Genomic DNA, 18,545 nt, shown 5'->3' with positions numbered 1-18,545 from the left:
GATCTCGAGTGTTCACACATACTGTGTTCACCGCAGATCTACTGTGGGAGCGGGCTTGCTCGCGAAGACGGAATCACAGGCACAACATCAATCAGCGTCAACATCGCCTCGATAAAACAACGAATACCCGATCTGCCCCACCGCCTCATTCATCAACTGCCCGCTCTGCCAGATCGATTTGAACTCCGGCATCCAGCCACCCAGCGGCCGGGCATTGTCCACGCCTAAAAACCCCACTGGCGCGGGCACTACCTCAAATCCCGCCTGCTGGAAACTCCAGACCGCTCGCGGCATGTGCCAGGCCTGAGTCACGACCGCCACCCGCTTGATCCCCTCGGGCAACAACACCTGAGCGCTGAATTGCGCGTTTTCCCAGGTCGTGCGGCTGCGCCCTTCCTGCCAGCGTACCGTCACGCCAAAATCATCGAGCAATGAGTCCGCCATCAGCTTCGCTTCGGTCGGTGGAGTGCCGTAATGCAGGCCGCCGCTGGTCAGAATCGGCAAGCCGGACGCCTTGGCCAGGCGCGCGGCATAGCGCTCACGTCCCAGGCCTACTCCGGTCGGCTGGTCAACGCCCCAGGCCGGATCGCCCCGCTCACGCCCTGAACCCAGCACCACGATCGCGTCCGCCCGTCGGCCCAAGGTTGCCCATTCCTCGCGCGCCAGCGGCGACTCGCGTTCCAGCGCCTTGGCACTCCACTCCACCACGACCGGCAGGCTCATCAACCAGAAGCCGCCCACGCCCAAGATGAAACACACCCCCGCCAGCCTCGGCCTTGAGCGGCGCCACCACCAGGCAAGTACCAGCAGCAGCAATAAAATGCCGGGCGGCAGAAGAAGTTGTTTAATGAAATAACGAAAAGGCATCGGGCATCTCCATAGATGCCCGAAGCCTAGGTGGGTTGACGCAATGCGACAACAAATGTGGAAGGACTTTGTTTCAAAAAACCATATTCCATGGCTTCAAGTGCCCTTACTTGAATTGCAAAGACCGGACCTTTCCCGCGCCTTTGCCGGGTGCCTTATCCTTGAGCCAGATGATCTTGGCCGAACGTGGTGCCTCGAGTTGCTTCACTGCTGCTGACAAGCATCCCTGCGTTTCACGTTCACTACGATCCAGATAGGCCTTGACCAGTTCAAACTCCGCGGGGCTCAAACCACGCAGCTCCAGCTCCAGGGGACGCTCATCACGCAGCCGTCCGGCAGTTTTGGCCGAATCCAGCGCCATTGCGAGACGGTCTATCAGTTTTTCGTACAGCTCCGGTTTTGTAGCTTTTTGCTGTGACTCAACCATCCATCACCTCATTGAAGATAAGACTCACTCCCCTTTTAGAGCTTAGCCTTGCTGAAAAAACCGGCTGAGTGCCGCGACCAACGGCCCTCGGAGCGGGTATTGGCCACGTCCTGGCGTGTAATCAGGGTTTCCCTCGGTAGAGTGCGGTCATGTATGCTACGGCGCTTCCTGTAACTCCACTTCCAGCTCGCCTGGGCACCGAAACGCCGATTTGGCGTTATCACCGTCCAGCGTTGCATTGAAGAGGATTAGGCCACCCCTATTCAGTTCAAAAGTAGCCATGCACGAACAATATCAGCCCCGTGAAATCGAAGCCGCCGCCCAGTCATTCTGGGACGAGCAAAAGTCCTTTGAAGTCAGTGAACAGCCAGGCAAGGAGACGTTCTACTGCCTGTCGATGTTCCCTTACCCCAGCGGCAAGCTACACATGGGGCACGTGCGCAACTACACCATCGGCGACGTGATCTCCCGCTACCAGCGCATGCAAGGCAAGAACGTCCTGCAACCCATGGGTTGGGACGCCTTCGGCATGCCGGCGGAAAACGCCGCGATGAAGAACAACGTAGCGCCCGCCAAGTGGACCTACGAAAACATCGCCTACATGAAAAGCCAGCTGCGCAGCCTGGGCCTGGCGGTGGACTGGTCGCGCGAAGTGACCACCTGCAAGCCTGATTACTACCGCTGGGAACAATGGCTGTTCACTCGCCTGTTCGAAAAAGGCGTGATTTACAAAAAAAGCGGCACTGTGAACTGGGACCCGGTCGACCAGACCGTTCTGGCCAACGAGCAAGTGATCGACGGTCGCGGCTGGCGTTCCGGCGCGCTGATCGAAAAGCGCGAAATCCCGATGTACTACTTCAAGATCACCGCCTACGCGGATGAGCTGCTGGAAAGCCTCGACGAACTGACGGGCTGGCCTGAACAGGTCAAGACCATGCAGCGCAACTGGATCGGCAAATCCCGCGGCATGGAAGTGCAGTTCCCGTACGACGTCGATTCCATCGGCGAAGCCGGCGCACTGAAAGTTTTCACTACCCGTCCGGACACCCTGATGGGCGCAACCTACGTTGCGGTGGCCGCCGAACACCATTTGGCGACCCTGGCCGCGCAGAACAACCCTGAGCTGCAAGCGTTCATCGCTGAATGCAAGGGCGGCAGCGTTGCCGAAGCCGACGTCGCCACTCAAGAGAAAAAAGGCCTGCCGACCTCGCTGTTCGTCGAACACCCGCTGACCGGGGAGAAACTCCCGGTATGGGTCGCCAACTACGTGCTGATGCATTACGGCGATGGCGCGGTCATGGCTGTTCCGGCTCACGACGAACGTGATTTCGAGTTCGCCACCAAGTACAACCTGCCGATCAAATCCGTGGTGCGCACAAGTTCCGGCGACACCAACCCGGCTCCTTGGCAGGATGCGTACGGCGAGCACGGCACGCTGATCAACTCCGGCGAATTCGACGGCCTCGACTTCGCAGGCGCCTTCGACGCCATTGAAGTGGCGCTGATCAAGAAAAACCTCGGTGCCTCGCGCACCCAGTTCCGCCTGCGTGACTGGGGCATCAGCCGTCAGCGCTACTGGGGCTGCCCGATCCCGATCATCCACTGCGACACCTGCGGTGATGTGCCGGTCCCGGAAGATCAACTGCCCGTGGTGCTGCCGGAAGACGTCGTACCGGACGGCGCCGGTTCGCCACTGGCGCGCATGCCCGAGTTCTACGAGTGCAGCTGCCCGAAATGCGGCGCTGCAGCCAAGCGTGAAACCGACACCATGGACACCTTTGTCGAGTCCTCGTGGTACTACGCCCGCTACGCCTCGCCACACTATGAAGGTGGTCTGGTGGAAAAATCGGCGGCCGACCATTGGTTGCCGGTGGATCAGTACATCGGCGGTATCGAACACGCGATTCTTCACCTGCTCTACGCGCGCTTCTTCCACAAGCTGATGCGTGATGAAGGCCTGGTGAGCTCCAACGAGCCGTTCAAGAACCTGCTGACTCAGGGCATGGTGATCGCCGAGACTTACTACCGTCGCGAAGCCAACGGTGCCTACACGTGGTTCAACCCGGCGGATGTCGAACTTGAACGCGACAGTAAGGCCAAGGTCATTAGCGCCAAGCTGATCGCAGACGGCCTGCCGGTGGAAATCGGTGGCACCGAGAAGATGGCCAAGTCAAAGAACAACGGCGTCGACCCACAGTCGATGATTGACCAGTTCGGCGCAGACACCTGCCGCCTGTTCATGATGTTCGCCTCGCCACCCGACATGAGCGCGGAATGGTCCGACTCCGGCGTAGAGGGTTCGCACCGCTTCCTCAAGCGCGTCTGGCGCCTGGCTCAAGCGCACGTCACTCAGGGCCTGCCGGGCAAACTGGACATCGCCAGCCTGAACGACGAGCAGAAAGCCATTCGCCGCTCGATCCACCAGGCCATCAAGCAGGCCAGCCACGACGTCGGCCAGAACCACAAATTCAACACCGCCATCGCCCAAGTGATGACGCTGATGAACGTGCTGGAAAAAGCCGCGCAAAGCACCGAACAGGATCGCGCACTGATTCACGAGGGTCTGGAAACCGTAGTCCTGCTGCTGGCTCCGATCACCCCGCACATCAGCCACGAACTGTGGCATCGCCTGGGTCACGCCGATCCGGTCATCGATGCCGGTTGGCCGGTGCTGGATGAAAGCGCCTTGGTACAGGACAGCCTGCAGCTTGTCATTCAAGTCAACGGCAAGCTGCGCGGCCACCTCGAAATGCCGGCCAGCGCCAGCCGCGAAGAAGTCGAAGCGGCCGCACGGGCCAACGAAAACGTCCTGCGCTTCGTCGATGGCCTGACTATTCGCAAAGTGATCGTAGTGCCCGGGAAACTGGTCAATATCGTCGCCAGCTAAATTGGATCGGGCGCCAGGTGATGCCTGGCGCCGAGTAAAACCTTTCGGGCCGCTTGACCGGCCCACATGGTTTCAAGGGGAGCAACAAGATGATCAAACGCAATTTGCTGGTGATGGGCCTTGCAGTCCTGCTGAGCGCCTGCGGTTTCCAGCTGCGCGGCACCGGCACCACTGAACTGGCGATCAAGGAACTCGATCTGAACGCCCGCAATGCCTACGGCGAAACCGTAACGCAATTGCGTCAGGTGCTGGAAAGCAGTGGCGTCAAGGTCTACAGCGGCGCACCTCACAAACTGGTGCTGACCGATGAGCAGGAAAGCCAGCGCATCCTCAGTTACGCAGGCGCCGGTCGTACTGGCGAGTACCAGATGACCATGGTGCTGAACTACGACATCCGGGGTCAGAGCAACCTGCCACTGCTGAGCGACAAGCTCGAAGTGCAGAAAGTCTTCATCCATGACGGCAACAACCTGGTGGGTTCCGACCAGGAAGCCAACGATGCCCGCAAGGAAATGCGTCGTGAACTGGTTCAACGCATGATGCTGCGCCTGCAACAGCTCTCCCCAACTCAGTTGGAACAGCTGCAGCAGACCGCTGACGCCAAGGCCAAGGCTGAAACCGACGCGCTGGAAGCGGCACAGAAAGCTGAAGCGCAGACGCCGCGTCAGTCGCCTATCGAACTTCCGCAGCAATAAGCCTTACGGGGCGCTCAGGCGCCCCGTTTGCCTCTTCTTATGAAACTCGCCCCCGCCCAACTCGCTAAACACCTGCAAGGTGCCCTCGCGCCGGTCTACGTCATCAGTGGCGATGACCCACTGCTGTGTCAGGAAGCCGCCGACGCCATTCGCGCAGCTGCCCGCCAGCAAGGTTTCGATGAACGCCAGGTCTTTGCCGCCGACGCCAGTTTCGACTGGGGTACGCTGCTGCAGGCCGGCGCCAGCATGTCGCTGTTCGCCGAAAAACGTCTTCTGGAACTGCGTCTGCCCTCCGGCAAACCCGGAGACAAAGGCGCCGCGGCACTTATCGAATACTGTTCGCGCCCCGCCGAAGACACGGTGTTGCTGATCAGTCTGCCCAAGCTTGACGGCAGTGCGCAGAAGACCAAGTGGGGCAAGGTGCTGGTCGAAGGCCCGCAGACCCAGTTCGTGCAGATCTGGCCCGTGGACACCAACCAGTTGCCGAGCTGGATCCGTCAACGCCTGTCCCAGGCCGGGCTTTCCGCCAGCCAGGACGCCGTCGAACTGATTGCCGCCAGGGTCGAGGGCAACCTGCTGGCTGCCGCCCAGGAAATCGAAAAGCTCAAGCTGATGGCCGAGGGTGGCCAGATCACCGTCGAAACCGTGCAAGCGGCAGTAGCCGACAGTGCCCGTTTCGATGTCTTCGGCCTGACCGATGCGATTCTCAATGGCGAGGCTGCTCACGCCCTGCGCATGCTCGAAGGGTTGCGCGGCGAAGGCGTCGAACCGCCGGTGATTCTCTGGGCGCTGGCCCGGGAACTGCGTCTGCTGGCCAACCTGTCGCTGCAATACAGCCAAGGCGTGCCGCTCGACAAAGCCTTCAGCCAGGCCCGACCGCCAATCTGGGACAAACGCAAACCGTTGATGAGCAAAGCGCTGCAACGCTATTCGGCACAACGCTGGGCGCAGTTGCTGTTGGAAGCCCAGCGCATCGATGCGCAGATCAAAGGCCAGGCGGCGGGTTCGCCGTGGATGAGTCTGAGTCGGTTGACGCTGTTGATGGCTGGCCAGAGATTATCGCTGCCTGCCGAGTAATGTTTTTGTGGCGAGGGGGCTTGTCGGAACGCCGCACCGCCCCGTCCGGCTGCGCAGCAGTCGTAAATCCGATCAACGCGTTTTACCTGTTGTACCTCCACAGCCGGTTTTGGGGCTGCTTCGCAGCCCAACGGGGGCAAGCCCCCTCGCCACAAAAACCAACCTCACTACAAAGAATGCCGAAAGGTCCTACACAATGTAGGGACTAGACAAAATCCTTGCTTCGGCAGATCATTCCCCCCGCAAAACCCACTCACTTGTGAGAGATCATCATGAGCAAAAAGCCATCTAAACATGGCCCCAACAAGGCCAAATCCATCGTCGCCCAGCCACTGTTCCGCAGCCGTCAGGAACGAGCCGGCAAGGGCAAAGGCAGCTACCGCCGCGAAGCCTTCCAGTCTAATAGCTGGGAGGCTTCTTACTTTCTGGCCGCTTGAATCAGCAATCAATTCACTGCCTGATCTTGCGCCTGAAAAGCGAAGGTCACTTTTTCGTCCAGCGTTGCGGGCATTGTCACTTTGATAATGGGTATGCTTTCTCCAGTGACCTCCTTGAATCGAAGTTGATCCTTTTGCACTTCCGTCAATCCTGAAGAACTTCCGACAATGACATAAAAGAAGGCCTCAATTGGCAGAACCGCGGCCGCCCCCTTTTCCCAAGTTTCCATCTTCACATCATTGGGTATATCAAAAGCTCTAGGCGTCACCAGGCGACCCGCCTGCATGCCTTTGACAAAGTTGGGGCCGGCAAGCGCATCAATCGAATCTCGGACATCAAAACTGCACACCCCCCTCCTGTTGTGACTTTCAGAAGCATATTGTTGGTAGTTCCCTGCCCATTTTTCAGGGGTGTCGATACCCTGAGAAGCGCAGGCAACGGTTGAGGCGTACCCGGAAATACCGCCGCAACCCTTGTCGCTACGATGATCGGAATCCCCGTCCACGGGAAAGAAACACAAAACGGGGATCTTGAGTTTATTTGGAGGAGTTTTCAAAACAGGGTAAAAAATCAGACCCTTCTTATAGCCCATGGCAAGTCTTTTCATCTTGTAGTCCGAACGGACAAATGAAAATGAAGTGCCTCCCACCCTTACTGCCGTAGGGCTCGGATCCCAGACATCGAATCCGTCTGCAGTGGCCGTTCCACGTAGCAAAATTCCACTGCACAAGAATGCTGGCCTTCTATCCAGTCCATCGCATCGAGTGGTGGCAGTATCTCTGTAACGCGCAGCCAACTCGGCTGCCACTAACGGACCGCGAGTTGCCAACGGCGGTTCCGTCGTCGCCGAGGTAGTCATATTGTTGTAAATTGAATCGTTGCTCACATCATGTGATGTCGAACAGCCCAAAATCAGGAAAAACAACAACGAAAGCACTATCCTTTTCATGTAAAAAGTCCCCATCGATGAACGATAAAGTTGCCTGTATCGATCATTTAACAGTTTGAAAAGAGTCCCGAATAGCTGCCAGATCTGACAGTTGAAGAGAGCATGAAATGGGACTAGGTTAGCCAGTTGGCTAGCAAGCTTTCAGTCCAAATGTTTGCCAAGCGACCGATTCTCTCAGCAGGCATGTTAAGGTCTGCACCTGATTCGTATCCTCTGGACCTGTGCATGCCCCTTTGTATTTCCCGTCGTTGGCCTCTTCGCCAACTGATAGCTGCCTCCAGCCTCGTTCTGCTTGTCGCCTGCGCGGAAAAACCCACCGCTGCCGACGCCCAACCGCTTCAGACCCGCACCGTTGCGACGGCCCCTGCGGTCATTCCGCCGGTGGTTCCAACCGGTGAAAATCTCGACATCCAACCTACCCAGACCTTTGCCGAATGGCAGGCGGGTTTCCGTAAGGACGCCCTCGCCGCCGGCATTCGCGCCGACCTGTTCGATCGTGCTTTTGCCAATGTCAGCGTGGACGACAGCGTGATCCGTGCCGATCGCAGCCAACCGGAATTCACTCGCCCGGTGTGGGAGTACCTCGATGGCGCGCTGTCGCCGCTACGGGTGCGCAAAGGTCAGGCGCTTGTCGGCGAGCACGCCGACATCCTGCAAAGCATCGAACAGCGCTACGGCGTCGACCGTCAGGCTCTGGTCGCGGTGTGGGGCATGGAAAGTAACTTTGGTCAGTTCCAGGGCAGCAAGTCGGTGATCAATTCCCTGGCGACCCTGGCTTATGAAGGTCGACGTCCGGGCTTTGCTCATGCGCAACTGATCGCGGCCTTGCAAATCCTGCAACAGGGCGATATCGCCCCCGAGAAAATGCTCGGCTCCTGGGCCGGCGCCATGGGCCAGACCCAGTTCATTCCGACCACCTACAACACCCATGCCGTAGACTTTGACGGCGATGGCCGCCGCGACATCTGGAACAGCTCCGCCGATGCATTGGCCTCGACCGCGCACTACCTGCAAAGCTCCGGCTGGCAGAAAGGTCAGCCCTGGGGCTTCGAAGTACAACTGGCGAGCGGCTTCAATTACGTCCTGGCCGATGGCGCGATTCGCAAGAGTGTGGCTGAGTGGCGACAACTGGGGGTAACCCTGCCCAATGGCGGCCAGGTTCCGGCAGGTTCCGAACACCTGTCGGCCGCCCTGTTGTTGCCGGCAGGCTATCGCGGCCCGGCGTTCCTGGTCCTCGATAACTTCCGCGCGATTCTCAAGTACAACAACTCTTCGTCCTACGCCTTGGCCGTGAGTCTGCTGTCCGAGCGCTTCAATGGTGGCGGTTTGATCAGCGGTCTATGGCCAAAAGATGACTTGCCGCTGAGCCGTACCGAGCGAATCGAGCTGCAAAACCTGCTGAGCGCCCAGAACTACGACGCAGGGACCGCCGACGGGATTATCGGCGCCAATACCCGCAAAGCGATCCGCAGCGCGCAGCAGTCGTTTGGCTGGCCGGCGGATGGTTATCCGACGCACAAGTTGCTGGAAGGGTTGCGCAGCCGCTAGAAGCAAAAGATCGCAGCCTTCGGCAGCTCCTACAGGTGTACACAAAACCTTGTAGGAGCTGCCGAAGGCTGCGATCTTTTTTTGCGACTGTTGTTACCTGATTACCACATCCTGCTCCAGCACCAACGCCTTGTCCCCCGCATCCAGCCTGACCAGCGCGCCCATCGGCAGCGTCAAATTCGGATCACAATGCCCGCTACGCCATCCGGCCAGCACGGGGATGCGCAACGGCGCAAAGGTCTGCTTGAGCAACTTCTTCAGCGCGATCGCATCAACCCCTGCCACATCCCCCACCAGAACCCCACGCAGCTTGTGCAACGTGCCGGCCAGACGCAAATGAGTCAGCAACCGGTCGATGCGATACAGCGGCTCGTTGATGTCTTCGATGAACAGGATGACGCCCTCGGCATCGATCTCGTAAGGCGTGCCCATGGTCGCGGCGATCATCGACAGATTGCCCCCCAGCAAACGCCCGTGAGCAATGCCGGGCTCGATGGTGGTCAACGGCCAGGCCACCGGGTGAGAAAGCACACTGCCCGCCTTCACCTGCCCGCGCAGCATGTTGAAAAACGAGAACTCGGTGGGTTGCTGCTTGTCACCCAGCAGGTCCGCGTTAAGCATCGGGCCGTGAAACGTCACGAAGCCTGCATAACGACTGATGGCCAAGTGCAGCGCAGTGACGTCGCTGTAACCGATGAACGGCTTGGCGTTGTTGCGCAGTAATTCGAAATCGATGCGATCAAGCAAACGCGGCGTACCGTAACCGCCACGCAGACAGAGGATGGCATCGACCTCGCTGTCGGCGAATGCGCCATGCAAGTCATTGAGCCGCACATCATCGCTGCCGGCCAGATAACCCTCTTGCTCATAAACGCCGGGAAATACGCGCAGCGAATAGCCGCGAGTGCGCATCCAGCCTATGGCTTTATCGGTGTCCAGCGCTGCGGGGCCGGCGGGCGCGATCACGCCAATCAGCCCTGTAGGCGGCAAGGCCGGAACGGGGGCATGAGGACAAAGGGTGTGGGTCGGTCGAGCAGTCATCCATGATTCTCCCTGTGAACGCTTCAGCACACAGTAGTCAGGAACGGGAATAAACAGAAGAGGGTCAATCGCACCACGGTTTGCAGGAAAAGACTGCAATCGCTGTGAGCACTGCTAAAAAAAGGCCCGCAAGGCCTGGAAGCCTTGCGGGCCTTTTTTTGCTCTCAAAACGGGATCAGGACGACATCAGCTCGGCCTTGACCAGTTTCGCCTGCTCGTCAGCGTGGTACGAGGAACGTACCAGCGGCCCGGAAGCAACGTTCTTGAAGCCCATCTTGTAACCTTCCTCGGCGAACCAGGCGAAGGTGTCCGGGTGTACGAAGCGCTGGACCGGCAAGTGGCTGCGGGACGGTTGCAGGTACTGGCCCAGGGTCAGCATGTCGATGTCGTGTTCGCGCATGCGCTTCATGACTTCGATGACTTCTTCGTCGGTTTCGCCCAGGCCCAGCATCAAGCCGGACTTGGTCGGAATGTGCGGCATCATCTGCTTGAAGCGTTGCAGCAGGGTCAGCGACCACTGGTAATCCGAACCCGGACGCGCAGCCTTGTACAGGCGCGGCACGGTTTCCAGGTTGTGGTTGAACACATCCGGCGGCTCGGCGGCGGTGATTTCCAGCGCGACGTCCATGCGGCCACGGTAGTCCGGGACCAGGGTCTCGAGCTGCACGTTCGGCGACAGTTTGCGGATTTCGCGGATGCAATCGGCAAAATGCTGGGCACCGCCGTCACGCAGGTCGTCGCGGTCTACCGAGGTGATTACGACGTACTTGAGTTTCAGGTCGGCGATGGCAATGGCCAGGCTTTCCGGCTCGTTGACGTCCAGTGGCTTCGGACGACCATGACCAACGTCGCAGAACGGGCAGCGACGGGTGCAGATGTCACCCATTATCATGAAGGTCGCGGTGCCACCGGAGAAGCACTCGCCCAGGTTCGGGCAGGACGCCTCTTCGCACACGCTGTGCAGCTTGTGTTTACGCAGCAGGGCCTTGATGCGGTCGACCTCCGGGGAAACCGGGATGCGCACGCGAATCCAGTCGGGTTTCTTCGGCAGTTCAGTGGTCGGGATGATCTTCACCGGGATGCGTGCAACCTTCTCGGCGCCGCGCAGCTTGACGCCGGCTTCAACCTTGGCACGCGGGGCCGGACGCTCGGTGACATCGAGCGTCGGGATCATGGTTTGCACTGCATCAGTAGTCATATCAGTCGATTCCGCCCGTTAGGGTCGTCTGCTCAGCATAGTCGAGGTGTTTGACGAGCTGCGCGCGCAGCCGGGCACTTACCTCGGCAAATTCAATCGATCCTGCGTGATCGCGCAGCTGGGTCATTGCCAGCCCGGCGTAGCCGCAGGGATTAATCCGTCGAAACGGTTCCAGGTTCATATCCACGTTCAAGGCCAGGCCATGAAAGGAGCAACCGTGGCGGATCCGCAGACCCAGCGAAGCGATTTTCGCGCCATTGACATAGACACCCGGCGCATCCGGCTTGGCCACCGCGGTCACGCCGTAGCTGGCCAGCAGCTCGATCAGGCATTGCTCCATGCGGCTGACCAGATCACGCACGCCGAACCCCAGCTTGCGGACATCCAGTAACAGGTAGGCCACCAGTTGGCCGGGACCGTGATAAGTCACCTGACCACCGCGGTCGACCTTCACCACCGGAATATCCCCCGGCAGCAACAGATGCTCGGCCTTGCCAGCCTGGCCCTGAGTGAACACCGGCGGGTGCTCGACCAGCCAGATTTCGTCGGCGGCATCGCTGCCGCGTTCGTTGGTGAAGCGCTGCATGGCATGCCAGACCGGCTCGTAAGCCATCTGACCGAGCTCGCGAAAGCCCAGCGTGCCAGACATCACAGCACCATGTGCACGAAGCCGGTAGCCCGCAACTCGCTGTTGATGTCGTACAGCTGTTCCTGGCCGGTGGCGATGATGTGCAACTGGATGGTCGTGTACTTGCCGTTGGTACTCTGCCGTTCGGCAAAGGTGTTGTGGTCAACGGTCGCGTGTTTCTCAAGGATCGCGATGATCCTATCCCTGAAACCCACGCCGGTGTCGCCGATTACCTTGATGGGGTAATCCGCGCAGGGGAATTCGATTTTTGGCGCCTTTACTTCAGTGTCTGTCATGGCGTAACGGCCTCGTAAGCCGTGGCAACGGACATGGCCCCGCTCCGGATTGGAACGGGGCCATGCAGGTCCACACTAATTCAGTTGAACAAGCCGTAGAAGAATAGACGGATGCTATCCCACATGCGGCGGAAGATACCACCCTCGTCGACCGCGTCCAGAGCGATCAGGTCGGCGCTGTGCACCACTTTGTCGTCCAGTTTCACTTCGACTTTACCGATCACATCGCCCTTGGCGATTGGCGCGACCAGTTGCGGGGTCATGGTCATGCTGGCGGCGAGCTTTTTCAGCTGGCCTTTTGGCAAGGTCATGGTCAGGTCTTGAGCCAGGCCGGCCTTGACTTGATTGGTGGTGCCTTTCCAGACAGGTGCCTGAGCCAGCTCGGCGCCTTTCTGATAGAAGGTCTGGGTTTCGAAGAAGCGGAAACCGTAAGTCAGCAGCTTCTGGGTTTCAGCAGCACGGGCCACTTCGCTGTTGGTGCCGAACACCACGGCGATCAGGCGCATGCCATCACGTACGGCCGAAGACACCATGCAGTAGCCGGCTTCGTCGGTGTGACCGGTTTTCAGACCGTCGACGGTCTTGTCACGCCACAGCAGCAGGTTGCGGTTAGGCTGCTTGATGCCGTTCCAGAAGAACTCTTTCTGCGAGTAAATCGCGTAGTGAGCCGGGTCTTCGTGAATGATCGCGCGGGCCAGCACAGCCATGTCGTGAGCCGACGAGTAGTGCTCCGGGTTTGGCAGACCGGTCGGGTTCATGAAGTGGCTGTTGGTCATGCCCAGGTCGGCCACGGTTTTGTTCATCATGTCGGCGAACGCGTCTTCGCTGCCGGCGATGTGCTCGGCGAGCGCAACACTGGCGTCGTTACCCGACTGAATGATGATGCCGTGCAGCAGATCACTGACGGTGACCTGCGAACCCACCTTGATGAACATCCGCGAACCGCCGGTACGCCAGGCGTTCTCGCTGACGGTCACCGGATCGTTTTCGCCGATCTGGCCACGACGGATTTCCAGGGTCGCGATGTAAGCGGTCATCAGCTTGGTCAGGCTGGCCGGTGGCAGACGCTGGTCACCATTGTTCTCTACCAGCACGTTGCCGCTGCTGGCGTCCATGAGTACATAGGCTTTGGCGGCCAGTTGCGGTGGCGACGGCATTATCTCGGCCGCGAAAGCCGCGGGCGAGAGAAGCAGCGGGACTAGCAGGCACAGGCGTTTGGCAAAGGTGGTGATGTTCATCCGTCTCTCGAAATCGCTAATGGAAACTGCCCTAGGGCAAAACTAATCAGACAACTCTCGAAAAAGTTGTCGCGTGTTCAGTTGCTCACTCTGCAACCCTTGCCGGGCTTTTGTTCTTCAACGAGCCAACAACCCGGTTCGCCCCCTAAACCGCAAGCGAACCGTCAAACAAGAACCAGGTACTACTCGGCGCTGACCAGGCTCGGCGAACCGAGATTGGCCAGCCGCACGCTGTTTTGCACTTGCTGGATTTCACCCGGCGAGCCGATCGGCCCCAGGCGCACCCGATGCAGTGTCTGTTGGTTACGCACGATCGAGCTGATGAACACCGGAGCGCTCACCATCCCGCTGAGCTTCGATCTCAGGAGCTCTGCAGCGTCCGGGTTGGCGAACGCGCCCACCTGCAGATACTGGCCAGAGGCTGGTACAGAAGCGTTTTTTTTTGCATCGATCTGCACGGGCACTACGGCCGCGGCGTGTTGCTGCGGCGGTGGGGTCCATTGCTCGACGGTGCCGGCCGATGCCGTCATCACCGGCGCGCTATTTTGTGCGACTTTCGGCTCGTTAAGCATTAAAGGCGCCGGGCGACCCTTGGCTGCCCACCATTGCTGCGGGTCGATGCCTTCGACCTTGACCCGCGCCGTACCGGTTTCGGCATAGCCGAGTTTCTTGGCGGCTGCGTAGGACAAGTCGATGATCCGGTCCGAATAGAACGGCCCGCGGTCGTTGACCCGCAGGATGACCGTCTTGTTGTTGTCCAGGTTAGTCACCCGAACATAACTTGGCAGTGGCAGGGTCTTATGCGCTGCGCTCATGCCGTACAGGTCATACACTTCGCCGTTGGCGGTGTTCTGGCCATGGAATTTGGTGCCGTACCAGGACGCAGTGCCCGACGCCACGTAGGTTCTGGATTCTTGCATCGGGAAATAAGTCTTGCCCAGCACCGTGTACGGGTTGGCTTTATAAGGACCGCTGTGCAGGGTCGGCGTGGCATCCGGAATGCGCGTTACGTCGACGTCCCACCAGGGTGCGCCATCCTTGTGAGCCCGGTTGATATCCAGGCCAGGAGCCGAACGAACGGCGGTCGGGGACTTCTGAGCCGGCGCGCGACTGGTCGAACAACTGGCGACCAGAACCGTCAACGCGGCGAATGCCATGAGCTTCAGGGGTTTATTCATAGGCAATGCCCGCATTACTTGACGCCCCGTGCTTGGACCAGCTGTTCAGACAGTTGATGTACGGCCATGGCGTACATCACGCTGCGGTTATAACGCGTGATTGCGTAAAAATTCGTCAGACCCATCCAGTATTCAGGGCCATTGTCACCTTCCAGGCGGAAAGCCGTGACCGGCATATCATCGCGCAGCGCATCATGACTCGACCAGCCCAGCGCCCGCAACTCCCCGACAGTTTTCGTCGGCTCGATGCCTGCGGTCAAACCCTCATCTACCTGATCGCCACGCACATCGGCGCGGCTGACCACCGGTTCGCCGGCGACCCAGCCGTGACGCTTGAAATAACTGGCGACGCTGCCGATGGCATCATCCGGGTTGGTCCAGATATTAATGTGGCCGTCGCCGTCGAAATCCACCGCATAGGCGCGAAAACTGCTCGGCATGAATTGCGGCAAACCCATGGCCCCGGCGTAGGAGCCTTTGAGGGTCAACGGATCGACCTGCTCTTCACGGGCCAGTAGCAGGAATTCACGCAACTCCTTGCGGAAGAATTCGGCACGGGGAGGATAGTCGAAACCCAAGGTGGACAAGGCATCGATCACCCGGAAATTGCCGGTATTTCGACCAAAGAAAGTCTCCACGCCGATGATCGAGACGATGACCTGCGCCGGCACACCGTATTCCTGCTCGGCATGAGCCAGGATCGCTTCGTGCTGACGCCAGAAGTCCACGCCACGGGCGATGCGCGCATCGGTGATGAACATCGGGCGATATTCTTTCCACTGTTTAACCCGTTCGGCGGGTTTGGAGATCGCGTCCAGAATCGACTGTTTGCGCTCGGCTTCGCGGAACACGCCCATCAGCTGTTCACCGGCAAAGCCATAGTCGCGGGTCATTTCACCGACGAACTCGGCCACCTGCGGTGAGCCTTCGTAATCGCCGGCCCACGCTTGCTGCGCGGTACCAAGGATGCTTACCAGGCCGACCCACGGTGCGTATCGAGTCGCCCAGCCACGCATTACTTGCATTGAAATCTTCACCTTATTCAAACCTGTGCGATCCACTTGCGATGGGTATGGATCGACATCAAAACCCCAAACGCTGACAGTAGCGTCACCAGCGAAGTTCCTCCGTAGCTAATGAACGGCAACGGCACCCCCACAACCGGCAACAGGCCACTGACCATACCGATGTTGACGAAAACGTAAACAAAAAACGTCATGGTCAGGCTGCCCGCGAGCAATTTGCCGAACAATGTCTGCGCCTGGGCGGTAATCACCAGCCCGCGACCGATCAACAGCAGGTAAATCAGCAACAATGCGCAGATGCCCACCAGGCCGAACTCTTCGCCCATCACCGCAATAATGAAGTCGGTGTGGCTTTCCGGCAGGAAGTCCAGGTGCGACTGAGTACCAAGCAACCAACCTTTGCCGAACACGCCACCGGAACCGATGGCCGCTTTCGACTGAATGATGTTCCAGCCCGTGCCCAGCGGATCGCTCTCTGGGTCGAGGAAGGTCAGGATTCGCTGCTTCTGGTAGTCGTGCATGATGAAGTACCACATGCCGACCGCCACCGGCACAGCCGCGGCAATCACGCTGAGAATCCAGCGCCAGCGCAGGCCGCCCATGAACAGCACGAACGCGCCACCGGCGAGAATAAGCAGCGAAGTGCCGAGGTCGGGTTGACGCACGATCAGAATGAACGGCAACCCGATCAGAAACAGACTGACGCCCACATGCTTGAGTTGCGGCGGCAAGGAGCGCTTGGCCAGGTACCAGGCGATGGTTGCCGGCATCAGGATCTTCATGAATTCCGAGGGCTGGAAGCGGATCACCCCGGGAATGTTGATCCAGCGCGTGGCACCCATGGCGTTGTGGCCCATGACATCCACCACCACCAGCAACAGCACGCCGATCACATAACCGACCGGCACCCAACGGGCCATGAAGCGCGGCTCGAACTGGGCGATGACGATCATCGACACCAGGCCGATGCCGAAGGAGGTGGCTTGCTTGGCCAGCAGATCCCAGCTTTTGCCGCTGGCCGAATACAGCACGAACAGGCTGCCGGCCGCCAGGGTCAACAGCAGGATCAGCAACGGGCCGTCGATGTGCATGCGTTGCAACAGCGTCGCACGGCGACGCATCACATCCTCGCTGGAGAGGATGCGATCGAAATTACTCTTCACGGGCCGTAGCCTCCGCACTGATAGGGCTGGCGTATTCGGCTTTCAGTCGGCCGTCCTGGTCCAGGAGCCAGGCGTCCATGACTTGACGCACCACTGGCGCGGCGACGCCGGAACCGGACTCGCCGTTCTCGACCATCACCGACACCACGATTTGCGGGTTGTCGGCCGGCGCGAAGCCGACGAACAAGGCGTGGTCGCGGTGACGCTCCTGAACCTTGGAGCGGTCGTACTTTTCGCCCTGCTTGATCGCGACCACCTGGGCCGTACCACTTTTGCCGGCAATCCGGTATTGAGCACCGATGGATGCCTTGCGCGCCGTACCGCGGGCACCGTGCATCACCTGCTGCATGCCGTGGTTGACCTTGGTCCAGTCCGACGGGTCGCGCAGAATGATGTCCGGCATCGGATTTTCGTCCACCGGCTTCGCACCTTCGAGGGTCTTGGCCAAATGCGGACGATTCCACACACCCTTGTTGGCCACCAGCGCCGTGGCCTGCGCCAACTGCAACGGAGTGGACTGCATGTAGCCCTGACCGATCCCGAGAATCAGCGTTTCGCCCGGGTACCAGGCCTGACGACGGGTCGCGCGCTTCCATTCCCGGGTCGGCATCAACCCCGGCGACTCTTCGAACATGTCGAGGGAGACCTTCTGACCAATACCGAATTTGCTCATGTAAGCCGACAACCGATCAATCCCCAGCTTGTGCGCCAGGTCATAGAAGTAGGTGTCGTTAGACCGCATGATCGCCGTGTCCAGATCCACGTAACCGTCGCCGGTACGGTTCCAGTTACGGTATTTGTGATCGTAATTGGGCAGTTGGTAGTAACCGGGGTCGTAGACCCGGGTCGATGCGGTGACCACGCCCGCATCCAGCCCGGCAATCGCCACCGCCGGTTTAATCGTCGAGCCCGGCGGGTACAGACCGCGCAACACGCGGTTGAACAATGGCCGGTCGATGGAATCGCGCAACTCGGAATAGGCTTTGAAACTGATGCCGGTGACGAACAGGTTCGGGTCAAAACTCGGCTGACTGACCATCGCCAGGACTTCGCCGGTTTTCGGGTCCAGCGCCACTACCGCGCCACGACGACCGCCGAGCGCGGCTTCGGCGGCTTCCTGCAATTTGATGTCCAGGCTCAGGACGATGTCCTTGCCGGAAATCGGCTCGGTACGTTTGAGCACCCGTAACACGCGCCCACGGGCGTTGGTCTCGACTTCCTCGTAACCGACCTGACCGTGCAGCTCGGGCTCGTAAAACCGCTCGATGCCGGTTTTACCAATTTGATGGGTGCCGCTGTAACTCACCGGATCGAGCGTCTTGAGCTCTTTCTCGTTGATCCGCCCCATGTAACCCACTGAGTGCGCAAAGTGCGCGCCCTGCGGGTAATGACGCACCAGTTGCGCGACCACTTCCACACCGGGCAGACGGAACTGGTTCACCGCGATGCGGGCGATCTGCTCTTCGGTCAGCTCGAACAGAATGGGCACCGGCTCAAACGGTCGGCGCCCCTGACGCATGCGCTTCTCGAAAATCACCCGGTCCTCGGGCGTCAGCTCCAGCACTTCAACGATCACGTCGAGCACTTGCTGCCAGTCACCGGAGCGTTCGCGGGTCATGCTCAGGCTGAAGCTGGGCCGGTTATCGGCCACCACCACGCCATTGCGGTCGAAGATCAACCCGCGAGTCGGCGGAATCGGCTGCACATGGACGCGGTTGTTTTCCGACAGTGTCGAGTGGTACTCGTACTGGATCACCTGAAGGAAATACAGCCGCGCGATCAGCACGCCAATCAGCGCCACCACTGCAATGGCCCCGAACACGACGCGGCCACGCACCAGACGGGCGTCTTTTTCGTGGTCCTTGATGCGGATCGGCTGGGGCATGAGGG

At 59.5% G+C, this 18,545-nt stretch carries 17 protein-coding genes; 5 read left to right on the top strand and 12 right to left on the bottom strand.

The genetic code is table 11. The features are described from left to right. Nucleotides 1-87: 87 nt before the first annotated feature. On the bottom strand, nt 88-867 hold the full coding sequence (locus tag AB7M26_RS09200) for a YdcF family protein (RefSeq protein WP_123498573.1): 780 nt from the start codon (nt 865-867) through the stop codon (nt 88-90). Between the two features lie 106 nt (nt 868-973). Continuing rightward, on the bottom strand, nt 974-1,294 hold the full coding sequence (locus AB7M26_RS09195) for a hypothetical protein (protein ID WP_123498571.1): 321 nt from the start codon (nt 1,292-1,294) through the stop codon (nt 974-976). 280 nt (nt 1,295-1,574) lie between these two features. On the opposite strand from AB7M26_RS09195, the gene leuS reads away from it, so the two are divergent. From leuS to arfA, 4 genes are all read left to right on the top strand, one after another. After that, nucleotides 1,575-4,181 carry a leucine--tRNA ligase gene (gene leuS, locus AB7M26_RS09190; protein ID WP_429388707.1) on the top strand — a complete coding sequence of 869 codons (2,607 nt, stop codon included), beginning with the start codon at nt 1,575-1,577 and terminating at the stop codon, nt 4,179-4,181. 89 nt (nt 4,182-4,270) lie between these two features. Continuing rightward, the gene (locus AB7M26_RS09185; protein ID WP_123498567.1) at nt 4,271-4,876 is read left to right on the top strand and encodes an LPS-assembly lipoprotein LptE; all 606 of its coding nucleotides are present in this window, start codon (nt 4,271-4,273) and stop codon (nt 4,874-4,876) included. Between the two features lie 39 nt (nt 4,877-4,915). Continuing rightward, complete coding sequence (holA, locus tag AB7M26_RS09180; protein WP_123498565.1) at nt 4,916-5,953, top strand: DNA polymerase III subunit delta; 1,038 nt, start codon at nt 4,916-4,918, stop codon at nt 5,951-5,953. Nucleotides 5,954-6,225: 272 nt separating this feature from the next. Then, nucleotides 6,226-6,390 (top strand): alternative ribosome rescue factor ArfA, encoded by a 165-nt coding sequence (gene arfA / locus AB7M26_RS09175; protein WP_046069682.1) that lies wholly within the window; start codon nt 6,226-6,228, stop codon nt 6,388-6,390. Nucleotides 6,391-6,398: 8 nt separating this feature from the next. Here arfA and AB7M26_RS09170 read toward each other — a convergent pair whose 3' ends face one another. Beyond that, nucleotides 6,399-7,340: an N-acyl homoserine lactonase gene (locus tag AB7M26_RS09170; RefSeq protein ID WP_148050149.1), complete on the bottom strand. Its 942-nt coding sequence runs from the start codon at nt 7,338-7,340 to the stop codon at nt 6,399-6,401. Between the two features lie 225 nt (nt 7,341-7,565). Between AB7M26_RS09170 and AB7M26_RS09165 the strand changes: the two genes are divergently transcribed. Further along, the gene (locus tag AB7M26_RS09165; RefSeq protein WP_123498561.1) at nt 7,566-8,888 is read left to right on the top strand and encodes a lytic murein transglycosylase; all 1,323 of its coding nucleotides are present in this window, start codon (nt 7,566-7,568) and stop codon (nt 8,886-8,888) included. Between the two features lie 93 nt (nt 8,889-8,981). On the opposite strand, the gene AB7M26_RS09160 is transcribed toward AB7M26_RS09165, so the two are convergent. The 9 genes from AB7M26_RS09160 to mrdA all read right to left on the bottom strand — a co-directional run bounded on the left by AB7M26_RS09160 (nt 8,982) and on the right by mrdA (nt 18,540). After that, nucleotides 8,982-9,929: a S66 peptidase family protein gene (locus tag AB7M26_RS09160; protein ID WP_123498559.1), complete on the bottom strand. Its 948-nt coding sequence runs from the start codon at nt 9,927-9,929 to the stop codon at nt 8,982-8,984. Between the two features lie 175 nt (nt 9,930-10,104). Further along, entirely contained in the window at nt 10,105-11,127 is a 1,023-nt protein-coding gene (lipA, locus tag AB7M26_RS09155) for a lipoyl synthase (protein WP_007946663.1), read from the bottom strand. A gap of 1 nt (nt 11,128) precedes the next feature. After that, nucleotides 11,129-11,776, bottom strand: a complete 648-nt coding sequence (gene lipB, locus AB7M26_RS09150; protein WP_123498557.1) for a lipoyl(octanoyl) transferase LipB — start codon at nt 11,774-11,776, stop codon at nt 11,129-11,131. Further along, nucleotides 11,776-12,051 carry a DUF493 domain-containing protein gene (locus AB7M26_RS09145; RefSeq protein WP_123498555.1) on the bottom strand — a complete coding sequence of 92 codons (276 nt, stop codon included), beginning with the start codon at nt 12,049-12,051 and terminating at the stop codon, nt 11,776-11,778. Before AB7M26_RS09145 ends, lipB begins: the two co-directional genes overlap by 1 nt. Before the next feature lie 80 nt (nt 12,052-12,131). Then, nucleotides 12,132-13,289, bottom strand: a complete 1,158-nt coding sequence (locus tag AB7M26_RS09140; protein ID WP_008070106.1) for a D-alanyl-D-alanine carboxypeptidase family protein — start codon at nt 13,287-13,289, stop codon at nt 12,132-12,134. Nucleotides 13,290-13,471: 182 nt separating this feature from the next. Next, a complete protein-coding gene (locus tag AB7M26_RS09135) occupies nt 13,472-14,482 on the bottom strand; it encodes a septal ring lytic transglycosylase RlpA family protein (RefSeq protein WP_007894385.1) in 1,011 nt (336 codons plus the stop codon). Next, nucleotides 14,482-15,492: a lytic murein transglycosylase B gene (gene mltB / locus AB7M26_RS09130; RefSeq protein WP_429388699.1), complete on the bottom strand. Its 1,011-nt coding sequence runs from the start codon at nt 15,490-15,492 to the stop codon at nt 14,482-14,484. Before mltB ends, AB7M26_RS09135 begins: the two co-directional genes overlap by 1 nt. A gap of 17 nt (nt 15,493-15,509) precedes the next feature. Next, complete coding sequence (gene rodA, locus AB7M26_RS09125) at nt 15,510-16,613, bottom strand: rod shape-determining protein RodA (protein WP_050548126.1); 1,104 nt, start codon at nt 16,611-16,613, stop codon at nt 15,510-15,512. A 31-nt stretch (nt 16,614-16,644) separates the two neighbouring features. Then, complete coding sequence (gene mrdA, locus AB7M26_RS09120) at nt 16,645-18,540, bottom strand: penicillin-binding protein 2 (RefSeq protein WP_123498552.1); 1,896 nt, start codon at nt 18,538-18,540, stop codon at nt 16,645-16,647. Between the last annotated feature and the right edge of the window lie 5 nt (nt 18,541-18,545).

This window comes from Pseudomonas sp. F-14 TE3482, assembly GCF_053629455.1.
The sequence above is the reverse complement of the archived record's forward strand: the minus strand, read 5'-3'. Positions and strand labels throughout refer to the sequence as shown.

Bases quoted from the DNA above. Each gene is read 5' to 3' on its own strand.
- AB7M26_RS09200 (WP_123498573.1), bottom strand. From the start codon at position 867: ATGCCTTTTCGTTATTTCATTAAACAACTTCTTCTGCCGCCCGGCATT.
- AB7M26_RS09195 (WP_123498571.1), bottom strand. From the start codon at position 1,294: ATGGTTGAGTCACAGCAAAAAGCTACAAAACCGGAGCTGTACGAAAAA.
- leuS (WP_429388707.1), top strand. From the start codon at position 1,575: ATGCACGAACAATATCAGCCCCGTGAAATCGAAGCCGCCGCCCAGTCA.
- AB7M26_RS09185 (WP_123498567.1), top strand. From the start codon at position 4,271: ATGATCAAACGCAATTTGCTGGTGATGGGCCTTGCAGTCCTGCTGAGC.
- holA (WP_123498565.1), top strand. From the start codon at position 4,916: ATGAAACTCGCCCCCGCCCAACTCGCTAAACACCTGCAAGGTGCCCTC.
- arfA (WP_046069682.1), top strand. From the start codon at position 6,226: ATGAGCAAAAAGCCATCTAAACATGGCCCCAACAAGGCCAAATCCATC.
- AB7M26_RS09170 (WP_148050149.1), bottom strand. From the start codon at position 7,340: ATGAAAAGGATAGTGCTTTCGTTGTTGTTTTTCCTGATTTTGGGCTGT.
- AB7M26_RS09165 (WP_123498561.1), top strand. From the start codon at position 7,566: ATGCCCCTTTGTATTTCCCGTCGTTGGCCTCTTCGCCAACTGATAGCT.
- AB7M26_RS09160 (WP_123498559.1), bottom strand. From the start codon at position 9,929: ATGACTGCTCGACCGACCCACACCCTTTGTCCTCATGCCCCCGTTCCG.
- lipA (WP_007946663.1), bottom strand. From the start codon at position 11,127: ATGACTACTGATGCAGTGCAAACCATGATCCCGACGCTCGATGTCACC.
- lipB (WP_123498557.1), bottom strand. From the start codon at position 11,776: ATGTCTGGCACGCTGGGCTTTCGCGAGCTCGGTCAGATGGCTTACGAG.
- AB7M26_RS09145 (WP_123498555.1), bottom strand. From the start codon at position 12,051: ATGACAGACACTGAAGTAAAGGCGCCAAAAATCGAATTCCCCTGCGCG.
- AB7M26_RS09140 (WP_008070106.1), bottom strand. From the start codon at position 13,289: ATGAACATCACCACCTTTGCCAAACGCCTGTGCCTGCTAGTCCCGCTG.
- AB7M26_RS09135 (WP_007894385.1), bottom strand. From the start codon at position 14,482: ATGCGGGCATTGCCTATGAATAAACCCCTGAAGCTCATGGCATTCGCC.
- mltB (WP_429388699.1), bottom strand. From the start codon at position 15,492: ATGCAAGTAATGCGTGGCTGGGCGACTCGATACGCACCGTGGGTCGGC.
- rodA (WP_050548126.1), bottom strand. From the start codon at position 16,613: ATGCGTCGCCGTGCGACGCTGTTGCAACGCATGCACATCGACGGCCCG.
- mrdA (WP_123498552.1), bottom strand. From the start codon at position 18,540: ATGCCCCAGCCGATCCGCATCAAGGACCACGAAAAAGACGCCCGTCTG.